The organism is Burkholderia paludis, assembly GCF_000732615.1.
Classification (GTDB): Bacteria; Pseudomonadota; Gammaproteobacteria; order Burkholderiales; family Burkholderiaceae; genus Burkholderia; species Burkholderia paludis.
Map to the genome: position 1 here is coordinate 164,157 of NZ_JPGL01000001.1, position 14,781 is coordinate 178,937.

The following is a 14,781-nucleotide window of genomic DNA, read 5'->3' on the forward strand; positions in this document are numbered from 1 at the left end:
GCCTCACTTGAACCGGATGGTCGGGTTGATGACCGCATACAGCACGTCGACGGTCAGGTTGATCAGGATGAATTCGAGCGAAAACAGCAGCACGATCGCCTGGATCACGGGATAGTCGCGCATCGTCACCGCGTCGACGAGCAGGCGCCCGAGCCCCGGCCAGTTGAACACGACCTCGACGACGATCGAGCCGCCGAGCAGGAAGCCGAACTGCAGCCCCATCATCGTGACGACCGGGATCATCGCGTTGCGCAGGCAGTGCTTGAGCACGACCATCGGCTCGTGCACGCCCTTCGCGCGCGCGGTGCGCACGAAATCCTCGTTGAGCACCTCGACGAACGACGCGCGCGTGAAGCGCGCCATCACGGCCGCGACCGCCGCGCCGAGCGTCAGCGACGGCAGCACGTAGCTTCGCCACGAGCCGTCCGGCACGACCGGCAGCCAGCCGAGCTTCACCGAGAAGACTTCCATCAGCAGCATGCCGAGCGCGAACGCGGGGAACGAGATGCCGGACACCGCGAGCGTCATGCCGAGGCGGTCGGGCCAGCGGTTGCGCCACACCGCCGACACGATCCCGATCGCCATCCCGAACGCCGTCGCCCACGCCATGCTGACGAGCGTCAGCATCAGCGTCGGCATGAAGCGCTCGCCGATTTCGGTCGAGACCGGCCGCTTGCTGCGCGTCGACAGGCCGAAGTCGCCGTGCGCCATCTTCACGAAGAAGTTGACGAACTGCGCGGGCAGCGGCTGGTCGAGGCCGAGATCGGTGCGCACGAGCGCGACCGTCGCATCGTCGGCTTCGGGGCCTGCCGCGAGCCGCGCCGGATCGCCCGGCAGCAGATGGACGAACAGGAACACCAGCACCGCGACGATCGCGAGCGTGGGCAGCAGGCCGAACAGGCGTTTGACGAGAAAATTCAGCATGGGGCACCGATCGAATCAGCGTGCCGGCGGCGAACGCCGCCGGCACCGCATGGCGGACGAACCGCCGTCGTCATCGCTGTCATTTCAGCGAGATTTCGTCGAAGTTGAACGAGCCGTCCGGCATCACGTACGCGCCCTGCAGCCGCTTGCTGCGCGCATACACGATCTTCTCCTGCACGAGGAAGATCCACGGCGCATCGGCCCAGACCTGCTTCTGCGCATCGGCGTAGAGTTCGGTCTTCTTCGCGCGGTCGACCGTCTCCAGCGCCTTCGCGAGATCGCCGTCGACCGCGTCATTCTTGTAGTACGCGGTATTCAGGAGCTTCGGCGGCGCGGACGAGCTGGCCAGCAGCGGCGTGATCGCCCAGTTCGCCTCGCCGGTCGACGACGACCAGCCGACGTAGTACATCCGCACCGGCGCCTTCGCCGGATCCGGCGCGCTCTCGACCTTCGCGACGCGCTCGCCGGCTTCCAGCGCCTGCACCTGCACCTTCACGCCGACCTGCGCGAGCTGCTGCTGCACGAACTGGATGGTCTTCTGCGACGTCGAGTTGTTATACGCGGACCACAGCGTCGTCTCGAAGCCGTTCGGATAGCCGGCCTCCTTCAGCAGCGCGCGCGCCTTCGCCGGGTCGTACGGCCACGGGCCCAGCTTCGTCGCATAGTCGACGCCCTGCGGCACCACGCCGGTGGACGGCGTCGCATAGCCGGCGAACGCGACCTTCGCGAGCGCCTCCTTGTTCACCGCATAGTTCAGCGCCTGCCGCACCTTCGGGTTGTCGAACGGCTTTTGCTGCAGGTTCAGCGACACGTAGCGCTGCACGATCGACGGCCGCTCCACGATATCGACCTTCGGGTTGCCCTTCAGGTCGGTCGCCTGCTCGAACGGGATGCGGAACGCGAAATCGGCCTCGCCCGTCTTGATCAGCGCCGCACGCGTGTTGTTGTCGACCACCGGCTTCCAGTCGATCGCGTCGATCTTCGGATAGCCCTTCTTCCAGTAACCGGCGAACTTCTTGACCTTCAGGTCGTCGGTCTGCTTCCACTCGACGAACTCGAACGGGCCGGTGCCGACCGGATGCAGCGCGATGTCGCGGCCCCACTTCTTCAGCGCGGCCGGCGAGATCATCACCGCCGACGGGTGCGCGAGCGTGTTGATCAGCGCCGAGAACGGCTCGCGCAGCGTGATCTTCACCGTGTACGGATCGACCACTTCGGTCTTCTCGATCACGCGGAACATGTTGTAGCGCTTCAGGTGGTTCGCGGGATCGGTCACGCGGTCGAAGTTCGCCTTCACGGCCGCCGCATTGAAATCGGTGCCGTCGTGGAACTTCACGCCCTGGCGCAGCTTGATCGTGTAGGTCTTCGCATCCGGGCTCGCGTCGTAGCTGGTTGCCAGCACGTTGACGATCTTCATGTCCTTGTCCAGGCCGAACAGGCCCTGGTAGAACGACTTGACGACGGCCTGCGACACCGTGTCGTTCGCGTCGTACGGGTCCATCGTCGTGAAGGTCTGGTCCACCGCCATCAACACAGTCTGTTGCGCGAACGCGGGCACCGCGGCCGACAGCGCAAAAGCGCCTGCAGCCGCGGCGAGCAGCGTGCGCGGTCGGAACATCGGGAACGAATACGACTTGTTCATCTTGTTGGGCTCCTGTGGATGATTCGGTAACGCGTGGTGGAATTCCCGGCGTGACTGCACCCGCTCGGGGTAAAGACGCCGTTGTCTCGCTCGTGCGCAGCTGCGGTCCATATGCCGCCTCCCGCACGCTCAATACGCGCCGCCGACGCGGTGCGTCGCGACGTAGTGATCGGGGCCGACCGCGACCAGCGGCGCGACGACCGGATCGTCGCCCACCGCGCGGATCGGGCTCGGGATCTCGTCGGCCGCGAGCTGGCGCGGCGCATGCCGGCGCGCAGGGTCGGCCACCGGCACCGCGCTCATCAGCTTCTTCGTGTACGGGTGCTGCGGCGCCTCGAACACCGCGCGGCGCGGGCCGATCTCGACGATCTGGCCGAGATACATCACCGCGACGCGATGGCTGATGCGCTCGACCACGGCCATGTCGTGCGAGATGAACAGGTACGCGACGCCGAGCTCGCGCTGCAGGTCGAGCATCAGGTTGACGATCTGCGCCTGCACCGACACGTCGAGCGCCGACACCGACTCGTCGGCGATCACGACCTTCGGGTTCAGCGCGAGCGCGCGCGCGATCGCGATCCGCTGGCGCTGGCCGCCCGAGAATTCGTGCGGATAGCGGCGCGCGGCTTCCGGCGGCAGGCCGACCTTGTCGAGCAGCCAGTCGACCCGCGCCTGCGCGTCGCGACCGCTCGCGACGCCGTGCACCAGCAGCGGCTCCATGATCGAGAAGCCCACGGTCAGGCGCGGGTTCAGCGACGCGAACGGATCCTGGAAGATGAACTGGATGTTCCGGCGCAGCGCCTGCAGGTCCGGGCCCTTCAGCGCGCCGATGTCGCGGCCGTCGAATTCGATCGAGCCGCTTTGCGATTCGACGAGACGCAGCAGCGAACGGCCGGTGGTCGACTTGCCGCAGCCCGATTCGCCGACCAGCGCGAGCGTCTCGCCCGCGCGCAGCTCGAAGCTCACGCGCTCGACCGCATGCACGTATTGCGACACGCGGCCGAACATGCCGCTCTTCACCGGAAACCGCGTCACGAGATCGCGCACGCGCAGGATCGGCGGCGCGGACGGATCGACGCGCGGCTGCGCATCGTCGTTCGCCGCGGGCGCGGGCGCGGGCGACGGGGCCGCACTCGCGCCCTCCACCTTCAGCAACGGGAATTTCTCGGGCGTATCGGTGCCCTGCATCGAACCGAGTTTCGGCACGGCCGCGAGCAGCGCGCGCGTATAGCGATGCGCGGGCGCCGCGAAGAGGCGATCCGAGTCGCCCTCCTCGACCTTCTCGCCGCGATACATCACGAGCACGCGGTCGGCCACTTCGGCCACCACGCCCATGTCGTGCGTGATGAAGATCACGCCCATGTTCATTTCGTCCTGCAGGCCGCGCACCAGTTGCAGGATCTGCGCCTGGATCGTCACGTCGAGCGCGGTCGTCGGCTCGTCCGCGATCAGCAGCGCGGGCCGGCACGACAGCGCCATCGCGATCATCACGCGCTGCCGCATCCCGCCCGACAACTGGTGCGGATAGCGCGCGAACACGCGGCGCGCCTCCGGAATGCGCACGAGATCGAGCAGCCGCAGCGTCTCCGCGCGCGCTTGCGCCGCGCTCTTCGACTGATGCAGCGCGATCGCCTCGCTGATCTGGTCGCCGACCGTAAACACCGGGTTCAGCGACGTCATCGGCTCCTGGAAGATCATCGCGATGTCGGCGCCGCGGATGCCGCGCATCGTCGCGCCGCTCGCCCGGGCAAGATCGACGAGCGCACCGCCGCGTCGGCGGAACGCGATCCGGCCGCCGGTGATCGCGCCGCCGCCATGCTCGACGAGCCGCATCAGCGCGAGCGACGTGACCGACTTGCCGGAACCCGATTCGCCGACGATCGCGAGCGTCTCGCCGCGATCGACGTGAAACGACACGTTGCGCACCGCGTCGAACGTCGCGCCCTCGCGGCGGAACGCGACCGACAGGTCGTCGACGGCAACCACGCGCTGCTCGGGCAGCACCAGGCCGGACGGGTTACGGCTCGTAGACATCGTGAATCTCCTCCTCGTGCGACCGCGATCAGGCGGTGTCGTCGTCGCGATAGATGCCGACCACCGGCGCTTCGCCGACGCGCGCATAGCCGCGGTACATCCCTTCGGTGTTGAACGGCATCGCGACGTTGCCGTGCGCGTCGACCGCGATGATCCCGCCGCGCCCGGCCAGGCGCGGCAGCTTGTTCATCACGACGTCGTGCGCGGCGTCGGCCAGCGATGCGCCGCGATAGGCGATCTGCGCGGCGACGTCGTGCGCGGTCGCGAGCCGGATGAACATCTCGCCGGTGCCCGTCGACGACACCGCGCAGGTCGCATCGTCCGCGTAGCAGCCCGCGCCGACGATCGGCGAATCGCCGACGCGCCCCGGCTGCTTGTTCGTGATGCCGCCCGTCGACGTTGCCGCCGCGATGTGGCCGTGCCGGTCGCACGCGACCGCGCCGACCGTGCCGTGCTTGCGGTCCGGATCGAGCGGCTCGGCCGGCTGCGCCGACGCGCCGAACGTGAACGTCGCCGCATCGTGGTCGAGCATCGCACCCGCCGCCGCGCGCGCCTTGATCCATTGCGCGTGACGCGCTTCGGTGCCGAAATAGTCGGGCTCGACGAGTTCGAGCCCCTGCGCGGCCGCGAACGCATCGGCGCCCGCGCCGGCGAACATCACGTGTTCGCTCGCCTCCATCACGCGCCGCGCGGCGAGCACGGGATTGCGCACGCGCGTCGCGCAGCAGATCGCGCCGGCGCCGAGCGTCGCGCCATCCATCACCGCCGCGTCGAGTTCGTGCGTGCCGTCGGCCGTATAGACGGCGCCGCGCCCGGCGTTGAACAGCGGACAGTCCTCGAGCATCCGCACCGCGACGGTGACGGCGTCGAGCGCGCTGCCGCCGTCGGCCAGCACCTGCTGCGCCGCCGTCAGGATGGCGGTCAGTTCGGCACGGTAACGGCGCTCGGTGTCGGTATCCATCGCCTCGCGCAGGATCGTGCCTGCGCCGCCGTGAATCGCTACGATCGCGGATGAAGTCATGATTTTTTCGGACGGGGGGAAGAAGGGTTGGCGGCCGGCAGCGCCGCTTGCGGCTGCACGAGCCACGGCAGCAGGAATTCGGTCATCTCGACCGCGGATTTCGCGGAACGGTGCGTACGCAGCGCGACCGCATCGATCAGCGCCTCGATCATCGCGAGCACGGCCGCTTCCGACGTGGCCGCGAAACGCCGTTCGGCCTTGACGTACAGGTTCAGCGACGCGATCGGCGCAAGCGGCGACTGCGGGCCGTCGGAAATGCCCAGCACGCGCGCGCCGCGCGCCGCCGCACGGCGGGCCAGCTCGACGGTGTCCTTCACGTAGCGAGGAAACGCGAGCGCGATCACCAGATCGCGCGCGTCGGCCGTGTACAGGCGCCGCGCCGCGTGCGACGGGCCGCCGAGCAGCGCGAGCGACTGCACGTTGTCGTGACACGCGGACAGGCCGTGCTCCATCAGTCCGGAGAGAAACGCGCTCGACCCCGCGCCGAGGATCAGCACGCGCCGCGCGCCGACGATCGCCTCGACCGCCGCCTCGACATCGGCCGCGTCCAGTTGCGCACGCGTGCTCTCGATGTTCGCGACGGCCTGGTCGAATACCGTGTCGATCCACGCGGCGCCGCGTACGCCGGGCTCCTGCTCCTGCGCCGAACGCAGCCGCTCGACCGGCCCGAGGGTCGCCTCGAAGCCACGCACGAGCGCCGCGCGCATCGCCGGGTAGCCGTCGAAGCCGAGCGCCTTCGCGAAGCGGTTCGCGGTCGCGATCGACGCATTCACGGCCTGCGCGAGTTCGTCGATGCGCATCGTCGCCGCGCGGAACGGATTCGCGAGTACGAATTCGCCCATGCGGCGGTGAATCGGCGTCATCAACGGCATCGCCGCCGCGATCAGCTCGGCGATCGCGGGTTCGTCGTGACTGGCGTCGTGCGGTACGAGAGGCGTCATGCGAAGGGTGATTGCAAGATTGGTGAAAATGAATTTACACAATCCCGATCCCGAAAAGAAATAAATTTTCATCGGGATTGTTGCGCCTCCGCGCGCGCGCGCCGCTGGTCCGACGACCGCACAGCCCCGCCGCGCGGGCCTCCCGCTCGCTACCGCCGTGTTTCGCCGCACGCATCGCCCGCATCCGTCCCCGGGAAAACCCCGAGCAAGTTCGTTCGAATGCAAATTCACGTTGACCGGATTCGCATTCGAACATAGGATGTTCGAAAATGATCAGTCGTCCGATAACATTGCGATTCAATCAAGGCGAAATGTTCGTTTGAACGCCGTTTTTCCGACCAATCCCGGGGAAATGAGCGCGATTCAAGGTATGACATCGTACGAATAAAGCAACATTGGCCGTCCCGAACGGATGGCCGTCATGGATCGGGCCGGCGCCATGCGCCGGCCCTGCCCGACAGGAGACAGCAGTGAAGACAGTCAAGGCGTTGCGCTGGTGGATCATCGTGCTCGTATGTCTCGGCACGATCCTCAACTACCTCGCACGGAATTCCCTCGCGGTGCTCGCGCCCGAGCTGAAGCAGGTGTTCGCGATCTCGACGCAGCAGTATTCGTACATCGTCGGCGCGTTCCAGATCGGCTACACGATCATGCAGCCCGTCTGCGGCTTCATCGTCGACCTGATCGGGCTGCGGCTCGGGTTCGCGCTGTTCGCGATGCTGTGGTCGGTGGTCGGCGTCGCACACGGCTTCGCGTCGGGCTGGCTGTCGCTCGGCGTCCTGCGCGGCTTTCTGGGCCTGTTCGAGGCGGCCGCGATTCCGTCCGGGATGAAGGCCGTCGCCGAATGGTTTCCCGATCGCGAGAAATCCGTCGCGGTCGGCTACTTCAACGCCGGCACCTCGCTCGGCGCGGCGATCGCGCCGCCGCTCGTCGTGTTCCTGTCGATGCGCTTCGGCTGGCAGGCCGCGTTCATGGCCACCGGTGCGCTCGGCTTCGTGTGGGCCGCGCTCTGGTACACGCAATACCGGTCGCCCGCCGACCATCCGCGCATCACGCCGCAGGAACGCGCGCTGATCCGCGACGGCCAGGCGACGATGCCGCCCGTGTCGGCGCGCCGCATTCGCGACGTCGTCACCGCGCGGCGCTTCTGGGCCATCGCGCTGCCGCGCTTCTTCGCGGAACCCGCGTGGCAGACCTTCAGCTTCTGGATTCCGCTGTATCTCGCGACCGAGCGCCACATGGAGCTCAAGCAGATCGCGATCTTCGCGTGGATGCCGTTTCTCGCGGCCGACCTCGGCGGCATCGCGGGCGGCTACCTGTCGCCGTATCTGGCGAAGCGCTTCCAGTTGCCGCTCGTGTGGTCGCGGGTCGCCGGCGTCGCGCTCGGCGCGGTGCTGATGCTCGGGCCCGCGACGATCGGGCTCGTGTCGTCGCCGTACACGGCCATCGCGCTGTTCTGCGTCGGCGGCTTCGCGCACCAGATGATCTCCGCGCTCGTCAACACGCTGTCCGCCGACGTGTTCGACCCCGAGGAGGTCGGCACCGCGAGCGGCTTCGCCGGAATGGCCGCGTGGATCGGCGGGCTCGGTTTCTCGCTGCTGGTCGGCGCGCTCGCCGACAAGATCGGTTACGCACCGCTGTTCGCGTGCCTCGGCCTGTTCGACCTCATCGGCGTCACGCTGCTCGCCGTGCTGATCCGCGGACAATCGAAGCAGGAACGCCTGCTCGCACGGCATGCCTGACCCTCGTCCTCACCAGGAATCGCATTCATGACCTCGCTTCTTCATCCGCCCGTGTTCCGCGTCGCCGGCCGGCACGCGAACCGCGTGCTGCTCGCGTCCGATGCGGGCGCCACCCTCGAGATCTTCGTCCTCGAAGACGACATCGTGCGGGTGCGCGTGCTGCCCGACGCGACGGCGCGCAACCCGCGCACCTGGACGATCGCGCCGGGTCTCGACGACGTGCCGCTCGACGGTCGCCACCGCCTCGACCTGGACGGCTTCGCGCTGCCCGCGTACGCATTCTCGGAAGACGACGACGCCCTGTACCTCGAGACCGCGCAGATCCGGCTCGCGGTGCACCGGCAAGGCGGCCGCTGCACATGGTCGCTGCGCGGCGCGGACGGCGCGTGGCGCATCGCGCTCGCCGACCGCGCGACGCAGGCGTACAACTTCGGCTGGTGGGACGACCGCGCGTATCACTATGTGGCCCGCGAACGCGGCGACAAGGTGTTCGGCCTCGGCGAACGCGCGGGCGACCTCGACCGCACCGGCGCGCGCTTCGAGATGCGCAACATCGACGCGATGGGCTACAGCGCGAAGCACACCGACCCGCTGTACAAGCACATCCCGTTCTACATCACGTGGTCGCCCGACGCCTGCCAGGGGTTCGGGCTGTTCTACGACACGCTGTCCGACTGCACGTTCGACATGGGCCGCGAACTCGACAACTATCACGGCCCGTACCGCTACTTCGTCGCCGAGCACGGCGACCTCGACTACTACTTCATCGCGTCGCCCGATACGCCGCTCGCGGCCGCGCGGCGCTTCACGTGGCTCACCGGGCGCCCCGCGCGCACGCCGAAATGGGGGCTCGGCTACTCGGGCTCGACGATGAGCTATACCGATGCGCCGGACGCGCAGCGGCAGATGAACCGCTTCGTCGAGCAGTGCGACGCGCACGACGTCCTGTGCGATTCGTTCCACCTGTCGTCGGGCTATACGTCGATCGGCGCGAAGCGCTACGTGTTCAACTGGAACCGCGACAAGTTTCCCGACGCGAAGGGCTTCGTGAAGCACTACCGCGACCACGGCATCCGCCTGTGCGCGAACATCAAGCCGTGCCTGCTGCGCGACCACCCCGCCTTCGACGACGCGGCGGCACGCGGGCTGCTGATCCGCTCGGCATCCGGCGAGCCCGCGTGGGTGCAGTTCTGGGACGAGGTGGGCGCCTACCTCGACTTCACGCAGCCGGACGCATACCGCTGGTGGCGCGAACAGGTCACGTCGGCGCTGCTCGAATACGGGATCGAGTCGACCTGGAACGACAACAACGAATACGAGATCTGGTCGCCCGACGCGATCGCGCACGGCTTCGGCCAGCCGTTCCCCGCGCGCGAGGCGAAGGTGCTGCAGACGATGCTGATGATGCGCGCGTCGCGCGACGCGCAGCGCGCGCATGCGCCGGCGCGGCGGCCGTTCCTCGTGTCCCGTTCCGGCGGCGCCGGCATGCAGCGTTACGTGCAGACCTGGTCCGGCGACAACTACACGTCGTGGGAAACGCTGCGCTACAACCTGAAGATGGGGCTCGGGCTCGCGCTGTCCGGCGTATCGAACACCGGGCACGACATCGGCGGGTTCTCCGGCCCCGCGCCTTCGCCCGAGCTGCTGTTGCGCTGGGTGCAGTTCGGCATCTTCATGCCGCGCTTCAGCATTCACTCGTGGAACGACGACGGCACCGTCAACGAACCGTGGATGTATCCGGAGATCGCCGCGCAGGTTGCGTCGCTGATCAAGCAGCGCTACCGGCTGCTGCCCTACCTCTATCACCTGCTGTGGCTGTCGACGACCCGCTACGAGCCGGTGCTGCGGCCGACCTTCGCCGATTTCCCCCGCGACGCGCGCTGCCACGATGCGTGCGACGACATGATGCTCGGCGACGCGCTGCTCGTCGCGCCGGTCGTCGAGCCCGGCCAGACGGCGCGCGAGGTCTACCTGCCGTCGGGCGCGCGCTGGATGTGCTGCACGAGCGCGCAGTCGTTCGACGGCGGCACGCACGTGACGCTGCCGGCGCCGCTCGATTCGCCGGTGATGCTGCTGCGCGAGGGCCGCGCACTGCCGCTGAACGTCGCGGCGCAGCATTTCGGCGCCCGCGCCGACACGCGCGGCTTCCTCGTCGCGCCGCGCCTGGAGGACGGCGTCGCGTACGGCGAATGCGTCGAGGACGACGGCGAAACGGAAGCATGGCGCGACGGCGAATACGGGCTGTGGCGCATCGAGACCGGACGCGAGGCGTCGGGCGCGCTCGGCGTGTCGGTGCGCTGGGACGGCCGCCCGGGCCGCCCGGCCGACCGTATCGAGATCCTGCTGCCCGCGTCGCTGCAAGGCCCGCTCGCCGTGCGCGGCGCGCGCGTCGAACAGGATACGCGGGACGGCGCCTGGCGCCGCCTCGTCGTCGCGTTCGAGCGCCCGACCGCGTAAGCCCGGCGAGGCGGGGCGTTCGCGCGGCCCGCCTCGCACTTCAGAGGAGGCGATTCAGCCTCCCGCCCCGTTGCAAAGATGAAAAGATCTGGAGATCGACAATGAAAGTGAAAGCCCCCGTCAACCGTTATGTAATCCTGATTTTATCGGCCGCTTCGTTCGGCACGACCGCCGCCCACGCGCAGAGCAGCGTGACGCTGTACGGCGTCGTCGACGATTCGCTCGCTTACGTGAACAACCAGCAGGGCCATTCGAACATCTACATGCGCGACGGCAACCTGTATGCGTCGAAGTTCGGGCTGCGCGGCGACGAGGATCTCGGCGGCGGCACGCATGCGATCTTCGATCTGCAGTCCGGCTTCAACCTGAACAGCGGCGCGCAGTCCGCCGCCGGCACGATCTTCAATCGCGAAGCCTTCGTCGGCTTGCGCAACGATCGCTACGGCACAATGACCGCCGGCCGCCAGTACACGCCCTACTTCCTGCTCGTCGGCCCGTACGCGTCGAGCAGCTGGCTGACCGGCGCGACGGGCGCGCATCCGGGCGACATCGACGGCCTCGACACGACGACTCGCGTGAACAATTCGGTTACCTATACGTCGCCGACCTTCGCCGGCCTGACCGGGAGCGCGATGTACGCATTCGGCGGCATTGCCGGCGCAACCGGCAAGGGCAACACGTTCAGCGCCGCGCTGCGCTACGCGAACGGGCCGATCGGCGTCGCGGCCGGCTACCTGCGCATCAACAGCTCGGGCTCGTCGGCCGGCTTCCTGAATCCGGCGACCGCCGCGTCGGGCAGCTTCGCGGTGTCCGTGCTGAACCAGGGCTACCTGACCGCGAAAGCCGTCGAGCAGTTCGCGACGGCCGGCAACTACACGCTCGGCAACCTGACGATGGGCCTCAACTATTCGAACGTGAAATACCTGCCCGGCAACGGCTCCGCATTCACCGACACCGCCGTGTTCAACACTTACGGCGCGCTCGCCGCGTACCGCTTCACGCCGGCGTTCTCGGTGGCCGGCGCGTTCTCGTATACGCTCGCGTCGAAGGCGAACGGCATCGACAACGCGGCCCGCTACCAGCAGTATTCGCTGAAGGAGTCCTACAGCCTGTCCAAGCGCACGACGCTTTACGCGTTGCAGGCCTACACCCATTCGAGCGGGCAGACCCTCGGCGCGCAAGGCGCGGGACAAATCGTCGACGCAGCGCCGATCGTCGGCGATTCGCAGCAGCTCACGCCTTCGACGACACACGGCCAGTTCGTCGGCATGGCCGGGATCGCCGTCACGTTCTGAACCCGCGCGGCGGCGCTTTCGGCGCGCCGCACCCGCCCCGGACGACACGCATTTCACGCATGCCGCGCGCGTCGTCCGGGCTTCCCGCGCATGGCCGTCGCGCCATCCTCCGCACGCGCTCCGCACGCCAGGCGAGACGTGCGGGTTTTCTCGATCTCCTCAATACCTTACAATTCGTCAGGTTCTTCCCTGCTGCATGCCCCTTTTTGCAGTCCTGACACCGCGGTACACTCGACGCACGCCGTATCAGGGTCCGACGCGCGACACGCGCGCCGGGCGGCGTCGCGCCTCGTTGCGCCCACAACTGGATGCCAGCCATGCCAGATCCCCGCCCCTCGCCCCGCACGACATTCAAGCCGCAGGTCGTCCTGCCCGCGCTCGCGGTCATCGGCGCGCTGCTCGTCGTGTGCGCGCTGCGCCCGAGCGAAGCCGGCGCGCTGTTCTCCGCCGGCCAGCAATGGGTCATCGCGCACTTCGACTGGTTCTACGTGCTCGCCGTCACCGGCTTCCTCGTGTTTCTCGTGCTGATCGCCGCGAGCGGCTTCGGCAACATCCGGCTCGGCCCCGACGACGCCGAGCCCGAATTCAGCTTCGTGTCGTGGACGGCCATGCTGTTCGCGGCCGGCATGGGCATCGGCCTCATGTACTTCGGCGTCGGCGAGCCGATGCAGCATTTCCTGAAGCCGCCGACCGTCGACCCCGGCACGCCCGCCGCCGCCCGCGAGGCGATGCTGATGACCTTCTTCCACTGGGGTTTCCATGCGTGGGCGATCTACGGGCTGATGGGGCTCGTGCTCGCGTACTTCGGGTTCCGCTACAACCTGCCGCTCACGCTGCGCTCCGGGCTGTATCCGGTGCTGCGCGAGCGCATCAACGGCTGGATCGGCCACACGGTCGACGCGTTCGCGCTGGTCGGCACGGTTGCCGGCATCGCGACGACGCTCGGCTACGGCGTGATGCAACTGAGCGCCGGCCTGCATACGGTCGCCGGCTGGGATACGACCGGCAACGTGTTCCGCATCGGGCTCGTCGCGGTCGTCGTGATCCTCGCGGGCGTGTCTGCCGCCACCGGCCTCGACAAGGGCGTGCGGCGGCTGTCCGAACTGAACCTGCTGCTCGCGTTCCTGCTGCTCGCCTTCGTGGTCTTCGCCGGCCCGACCGCCTTCCTGCTGCGCGCGCTCGGCGACAACATCGGCCAGTACCTGTCGAGCCTCGTCGACCTGTCGTTCCGCACCTACGCCTACGCGCCGCCGCGCGAGGAAGGCTGGTTCGGCGGCTGGACGATCCTCTACTGGGCGTGGTGGATATCGTGGTCGCCGTTCGTCGGCATGTTCATCGCGCGCATCTCGCGCGGCCGCACGATCCGCGAGTTCGTGATCGGCGTGCTGCTCGTGCCGACCGCATTCAACCTCGTGTGGATGACCGTGTTCGGCAACAGCGCGATCTGGCTCGATACGCACGGCGCGGCCGGCGCGCTCGCACAAACAGCCACCAACGTCGACGCGCTGCTGTTCCGCTTCTTCGATTTCCTGCCGCTGCCGCAATTGCTGTCGATCGTCGCGATCGTGCTGATCGCCGTGTTCTTCGTCACGTCCGCCGATTCGGGCGCGTTCGTGATCGACCAGATCGCGACGCGCGGCAACGCGCACTCGCCCGTGTGGCAACGGCTGTTCTGGGCCGCGCTGCTCGGCGTGACGGCCGCGGTGCTGCTCGTCGCCGGCGGGCTTGGCGCGTTGCAGGCGATGACGCTGATCGCCGCGCTGCCGGTCGCGATCATCATGCTCGCGCTCTGCTACGGGCTGTGGCGCGGGCTCGCGGCCGACCGCGCGCACTATTCGCAGGACGTCGCGCCCGCGACGAGTTTCTGGACCGGCCAGCACTGGCGCCATCGCCTGACGCACATCCTGCGGCAGACGACCGAGGCCGAGGCGCGCCAGTTCGTCGCCGACACGGTCGAGCCCGCGCTGCGCAAGGTTGCCGACGAACTGCGCGCGAGCGGCGTCGATGCGAACGTGCAGCGCGACAGCGACGACGCCGTACGGCTCACCGTGCCGACCGCCGAACACCGCGATTTCGTCTACGGCGTGCGCGTGACGGTGAAGTCCGCCGCCGCATTTCTCGTGCGCGAAGCGGCCGAGCCCGATGCGGCGCGGGCACACGTGTACGGGATCGTCACGTTCTTCGAGGACGGGCGGCTCGGCTACGACGTCGAATACCTGCGCGGCGACGAAGTGATCGCCGATGTGCTGCGCCAGTACGAACGCTACGTGTCGCTCGCGGCCGACAAGCGCACGCATCTGCTGAGCCGCGCGCCGGGGCATGCGACGGAGGCCGAATGAGCCTGCGTGCCGCGTCGAGCGGGCCGCGGCGGTCCGCCACGCCCGACGGGGCCGCGCGATGAACGGGCTCCTGCAAAGCCGGGCCTCCGACGTCATCGCGCTCGGCACGCTCGCCGTGCTCTATCTCGGCGGAGTCGGCATCGCGTTGTGGCGGATCCGCGCGGCGGCGCCGCGCGGCAAGGCCTACTGGATCGTCTGCGCCGCGCTGCTCGCCGGCGGGGCCGTCGCGATCGGCCTCAACCTGTCGCCGAAGCCGGGCAGCAACGAAATGCCGTCCGGCTTCGCGTTCGGCACCGAAGCCGTCCTGCTCGGCCTCGTGCTGGTTGCCGCAGGTTGCGCGTGGCTGATGCTGCGCGCGCGGCAACGCTGACGCCCTACGGCGCGCC

Annotated in this window: 10 protein-coding genes; 5 read left to right on the forward strand and 5 right to left on the reverse strand. The window is 68.4% G+C overall.

Going from position 1 to position 14,781, the window contains the following annotated elements; all coding sequences use genetic code 11:
* Positions 1 to 3: 3 nt before the first annotated feature.
* The 5 genes from gsiC to GQ56_RS0100735 all read right to left on the reverse strand — a co-directional run bounded on the left by gsiC (position 4) and on the right by GQ56_RS0100735 (position 6,562).
* On the reverse strand, positions 4 to 924 hold the full coding sequence (gene gsiC / locus GQ56_RS0100715; protein WP_031396824.1) for a glutathione ABC transporter permease GsiC: 921 nt from the start codon (positions 922 to 924) through the stop codon (positions 4 to 6).
* Positions 925 to 1,003: 79 nt separating this feature from the next.
* Positions 1,004 to 2,566 (reverse strand): glutathione ABC transporter substrate-binding protein GsiB, encoded by a 1,563-nt coding sequence (gsiB, locus tag GQ56_RS0100720; protein WP_031396825.1) that lies wholly within the window; start codon positions 2,564 to 2,566, stop codon positions 1,004 to 1,006.
* A gap of 129 nt (positions 2,567 to 2,695) precedes the next feature.
* Entirely contained in the window at positions 2,696 to 4,600 is a 1,905-nt protein-coding gene (locus tag GQ56_RS0100725) for a dipeptide ABC transporter ATP-binding protein (protein ID WP_031396826.1), read from the reverse strand.
* A gap of 28 nt (positions 4,601 to 4,628) precedes the next feature.
* Positions 4,629 to 5,621, reverse strand: coding sequence for an isoaspartyl peptidase/L-asparaginase family protein (locus GQ56_RS0100730; protein ID WP_031396827.1), 993 nt, complete (start codon positions 5,619 to 5,621; stop codon positions 4,629 to 4,631).
* Positions 5,618 to 6,562, reverse strand: coding sequence for a MurR/RpiR family transcriptional regulator (locus GQ56_RS0100735; protein WP_031396828.1), 945 nt, complete (start codon positions 6,560 to 6,562; stop codon positions 5,618 to 5,620). Before GQ56_RS0100735 ends, GQ56_RS0100730 begins: the two co-directional genes overlap by 4 nt.
* Before the next feature lie 470 nt (positions 6,563 to 7,032).
* On the opposite strand from GQ56_RS0100735, the gene GQ56_RS0100740 reads away from it, so the two are divergent.
* The 5 genes from GQ56_RS0100740 (at position 7,033) to GQ56_RS0100760 (ending at position 14,765) form a co-directional block, all read left to right on the forward strand.
* A complete protein-coding gene (locus GQ56_RS0100740; RefSeq protein ID WP_031396829.1) occupies positions 7,033 to 8,304 on the forward strand; it encodes an MFS transporter in 1,272 nt (423 codons plus the stop codon).
* A gap of 27 nt (positions 8,305 to 8,331) precedes the next feature.
* On the forward strand, positions 8,332 to 10,761 hold the full coding sequence (locus GQ56_RS0100745; protein WP_031396830.1) for a glycoside hydrolase family 31 protein: 2,430 nt from the start codon (positions 8,332 to 8,334) through the stop codon (positions 10,759 to 10,761).
* A 107-nt stretch (positions 10,762 to 10,868) separates the two neighbouring features.
* The gene (locus tag GQ56_RS0100750) at positions 10,869 to 12,056 is read left to right on the forward strand and encodes a porin (protein ID WP_031396831.1); all 1,188 of its coding nucleotides are present in this window, start codon (positions 10,869 to 10,871) and stop codon (positions 12,054 to 12,056) included.
* A gap of 317 nt (positions 12,057 to 12,373) precedes the next feature.
* Positions 12,374 to 14,395, forward strand: a complete 2,022-nt coding sequence (locus GQ56_RS0100755; RefSeq protein ID WP_031396832.1) for a BCCT family transporter — start codon at positions 12,374 to 12,376, stop codon at positions 14,393 to 14,395.
* Positions 14,396 to 14,453: 58 nt separating this feature from the next.
* Positions 14,454 to 14,765 (forward strand): hypothetical protein, encoded by a 312-nt coding sequence (locus GQ56_RS0100760; RefSeq protein WP_031396833.1) that lies wholly within the window; start codon positions 14,454 to 14,456, stop codon positions 14,763 to 14,765.
* Positions 14,766 to 14,781 lie beyond the last annotated feature (16 nt).

Coding starts and splice junctions, on each gene's coding strand:
- gsiB (WP_031396825.1), bottom strand. CDS start 2,566: ATGAACAAGTCGTATTCGTTCCCGATGTTCCGACCGCGCACGCTGCTC.
- gsiC (WP_031396824.1), bottom strand. CDS start 924: ATGCTGAATTTTCTCGTCAAACGCCTGTTCGGCCTGCTGCCCACGCTC.
- GQ56_RS0100730 (WP_031396827.1), bottom strand. CDS start 5,621: ATGACTTCATCCGCGATCGTAGCGATTCACGGCGGCGCAGGCACGATC.
- GQ56_RS0100735 (WP_031396828.1), bottom strand. CDS start 6,562: ATGACGCCTCTCGTACCGCACGACGCCAGTCACGACGAACCCGCGATC.
- GQ56_RS0100755 (WP_031396832.1), top strand. CDS start 12,374: ATGCCAGATCCCCGCCCCTCGCCCCGCACGACATTCAAGCCGCAGGTC.
- GQ56_RS0100760 (WP_031396833.1), top strand. CDS start 14,454: ATGAACGGGCTCCTGCAAAGCCGGGCCTCCGACGTCATCGCGCTCGGC.
- GQ56_RS0100725 (WP_031396826.1), bottom strand. CDS start 4,600: ATGTCTACGAGCCGTAACCCGTCCGGCCTGGTGCTGCCCGAGCAGCGC.
- GQ56_RS0100745 (WP_031396830.1), top strand. CDS start 8,332: ATGACCTCGCTTCTTCATCCGCCCGTGTTCCGCGTCGCCGGCCGGCAC.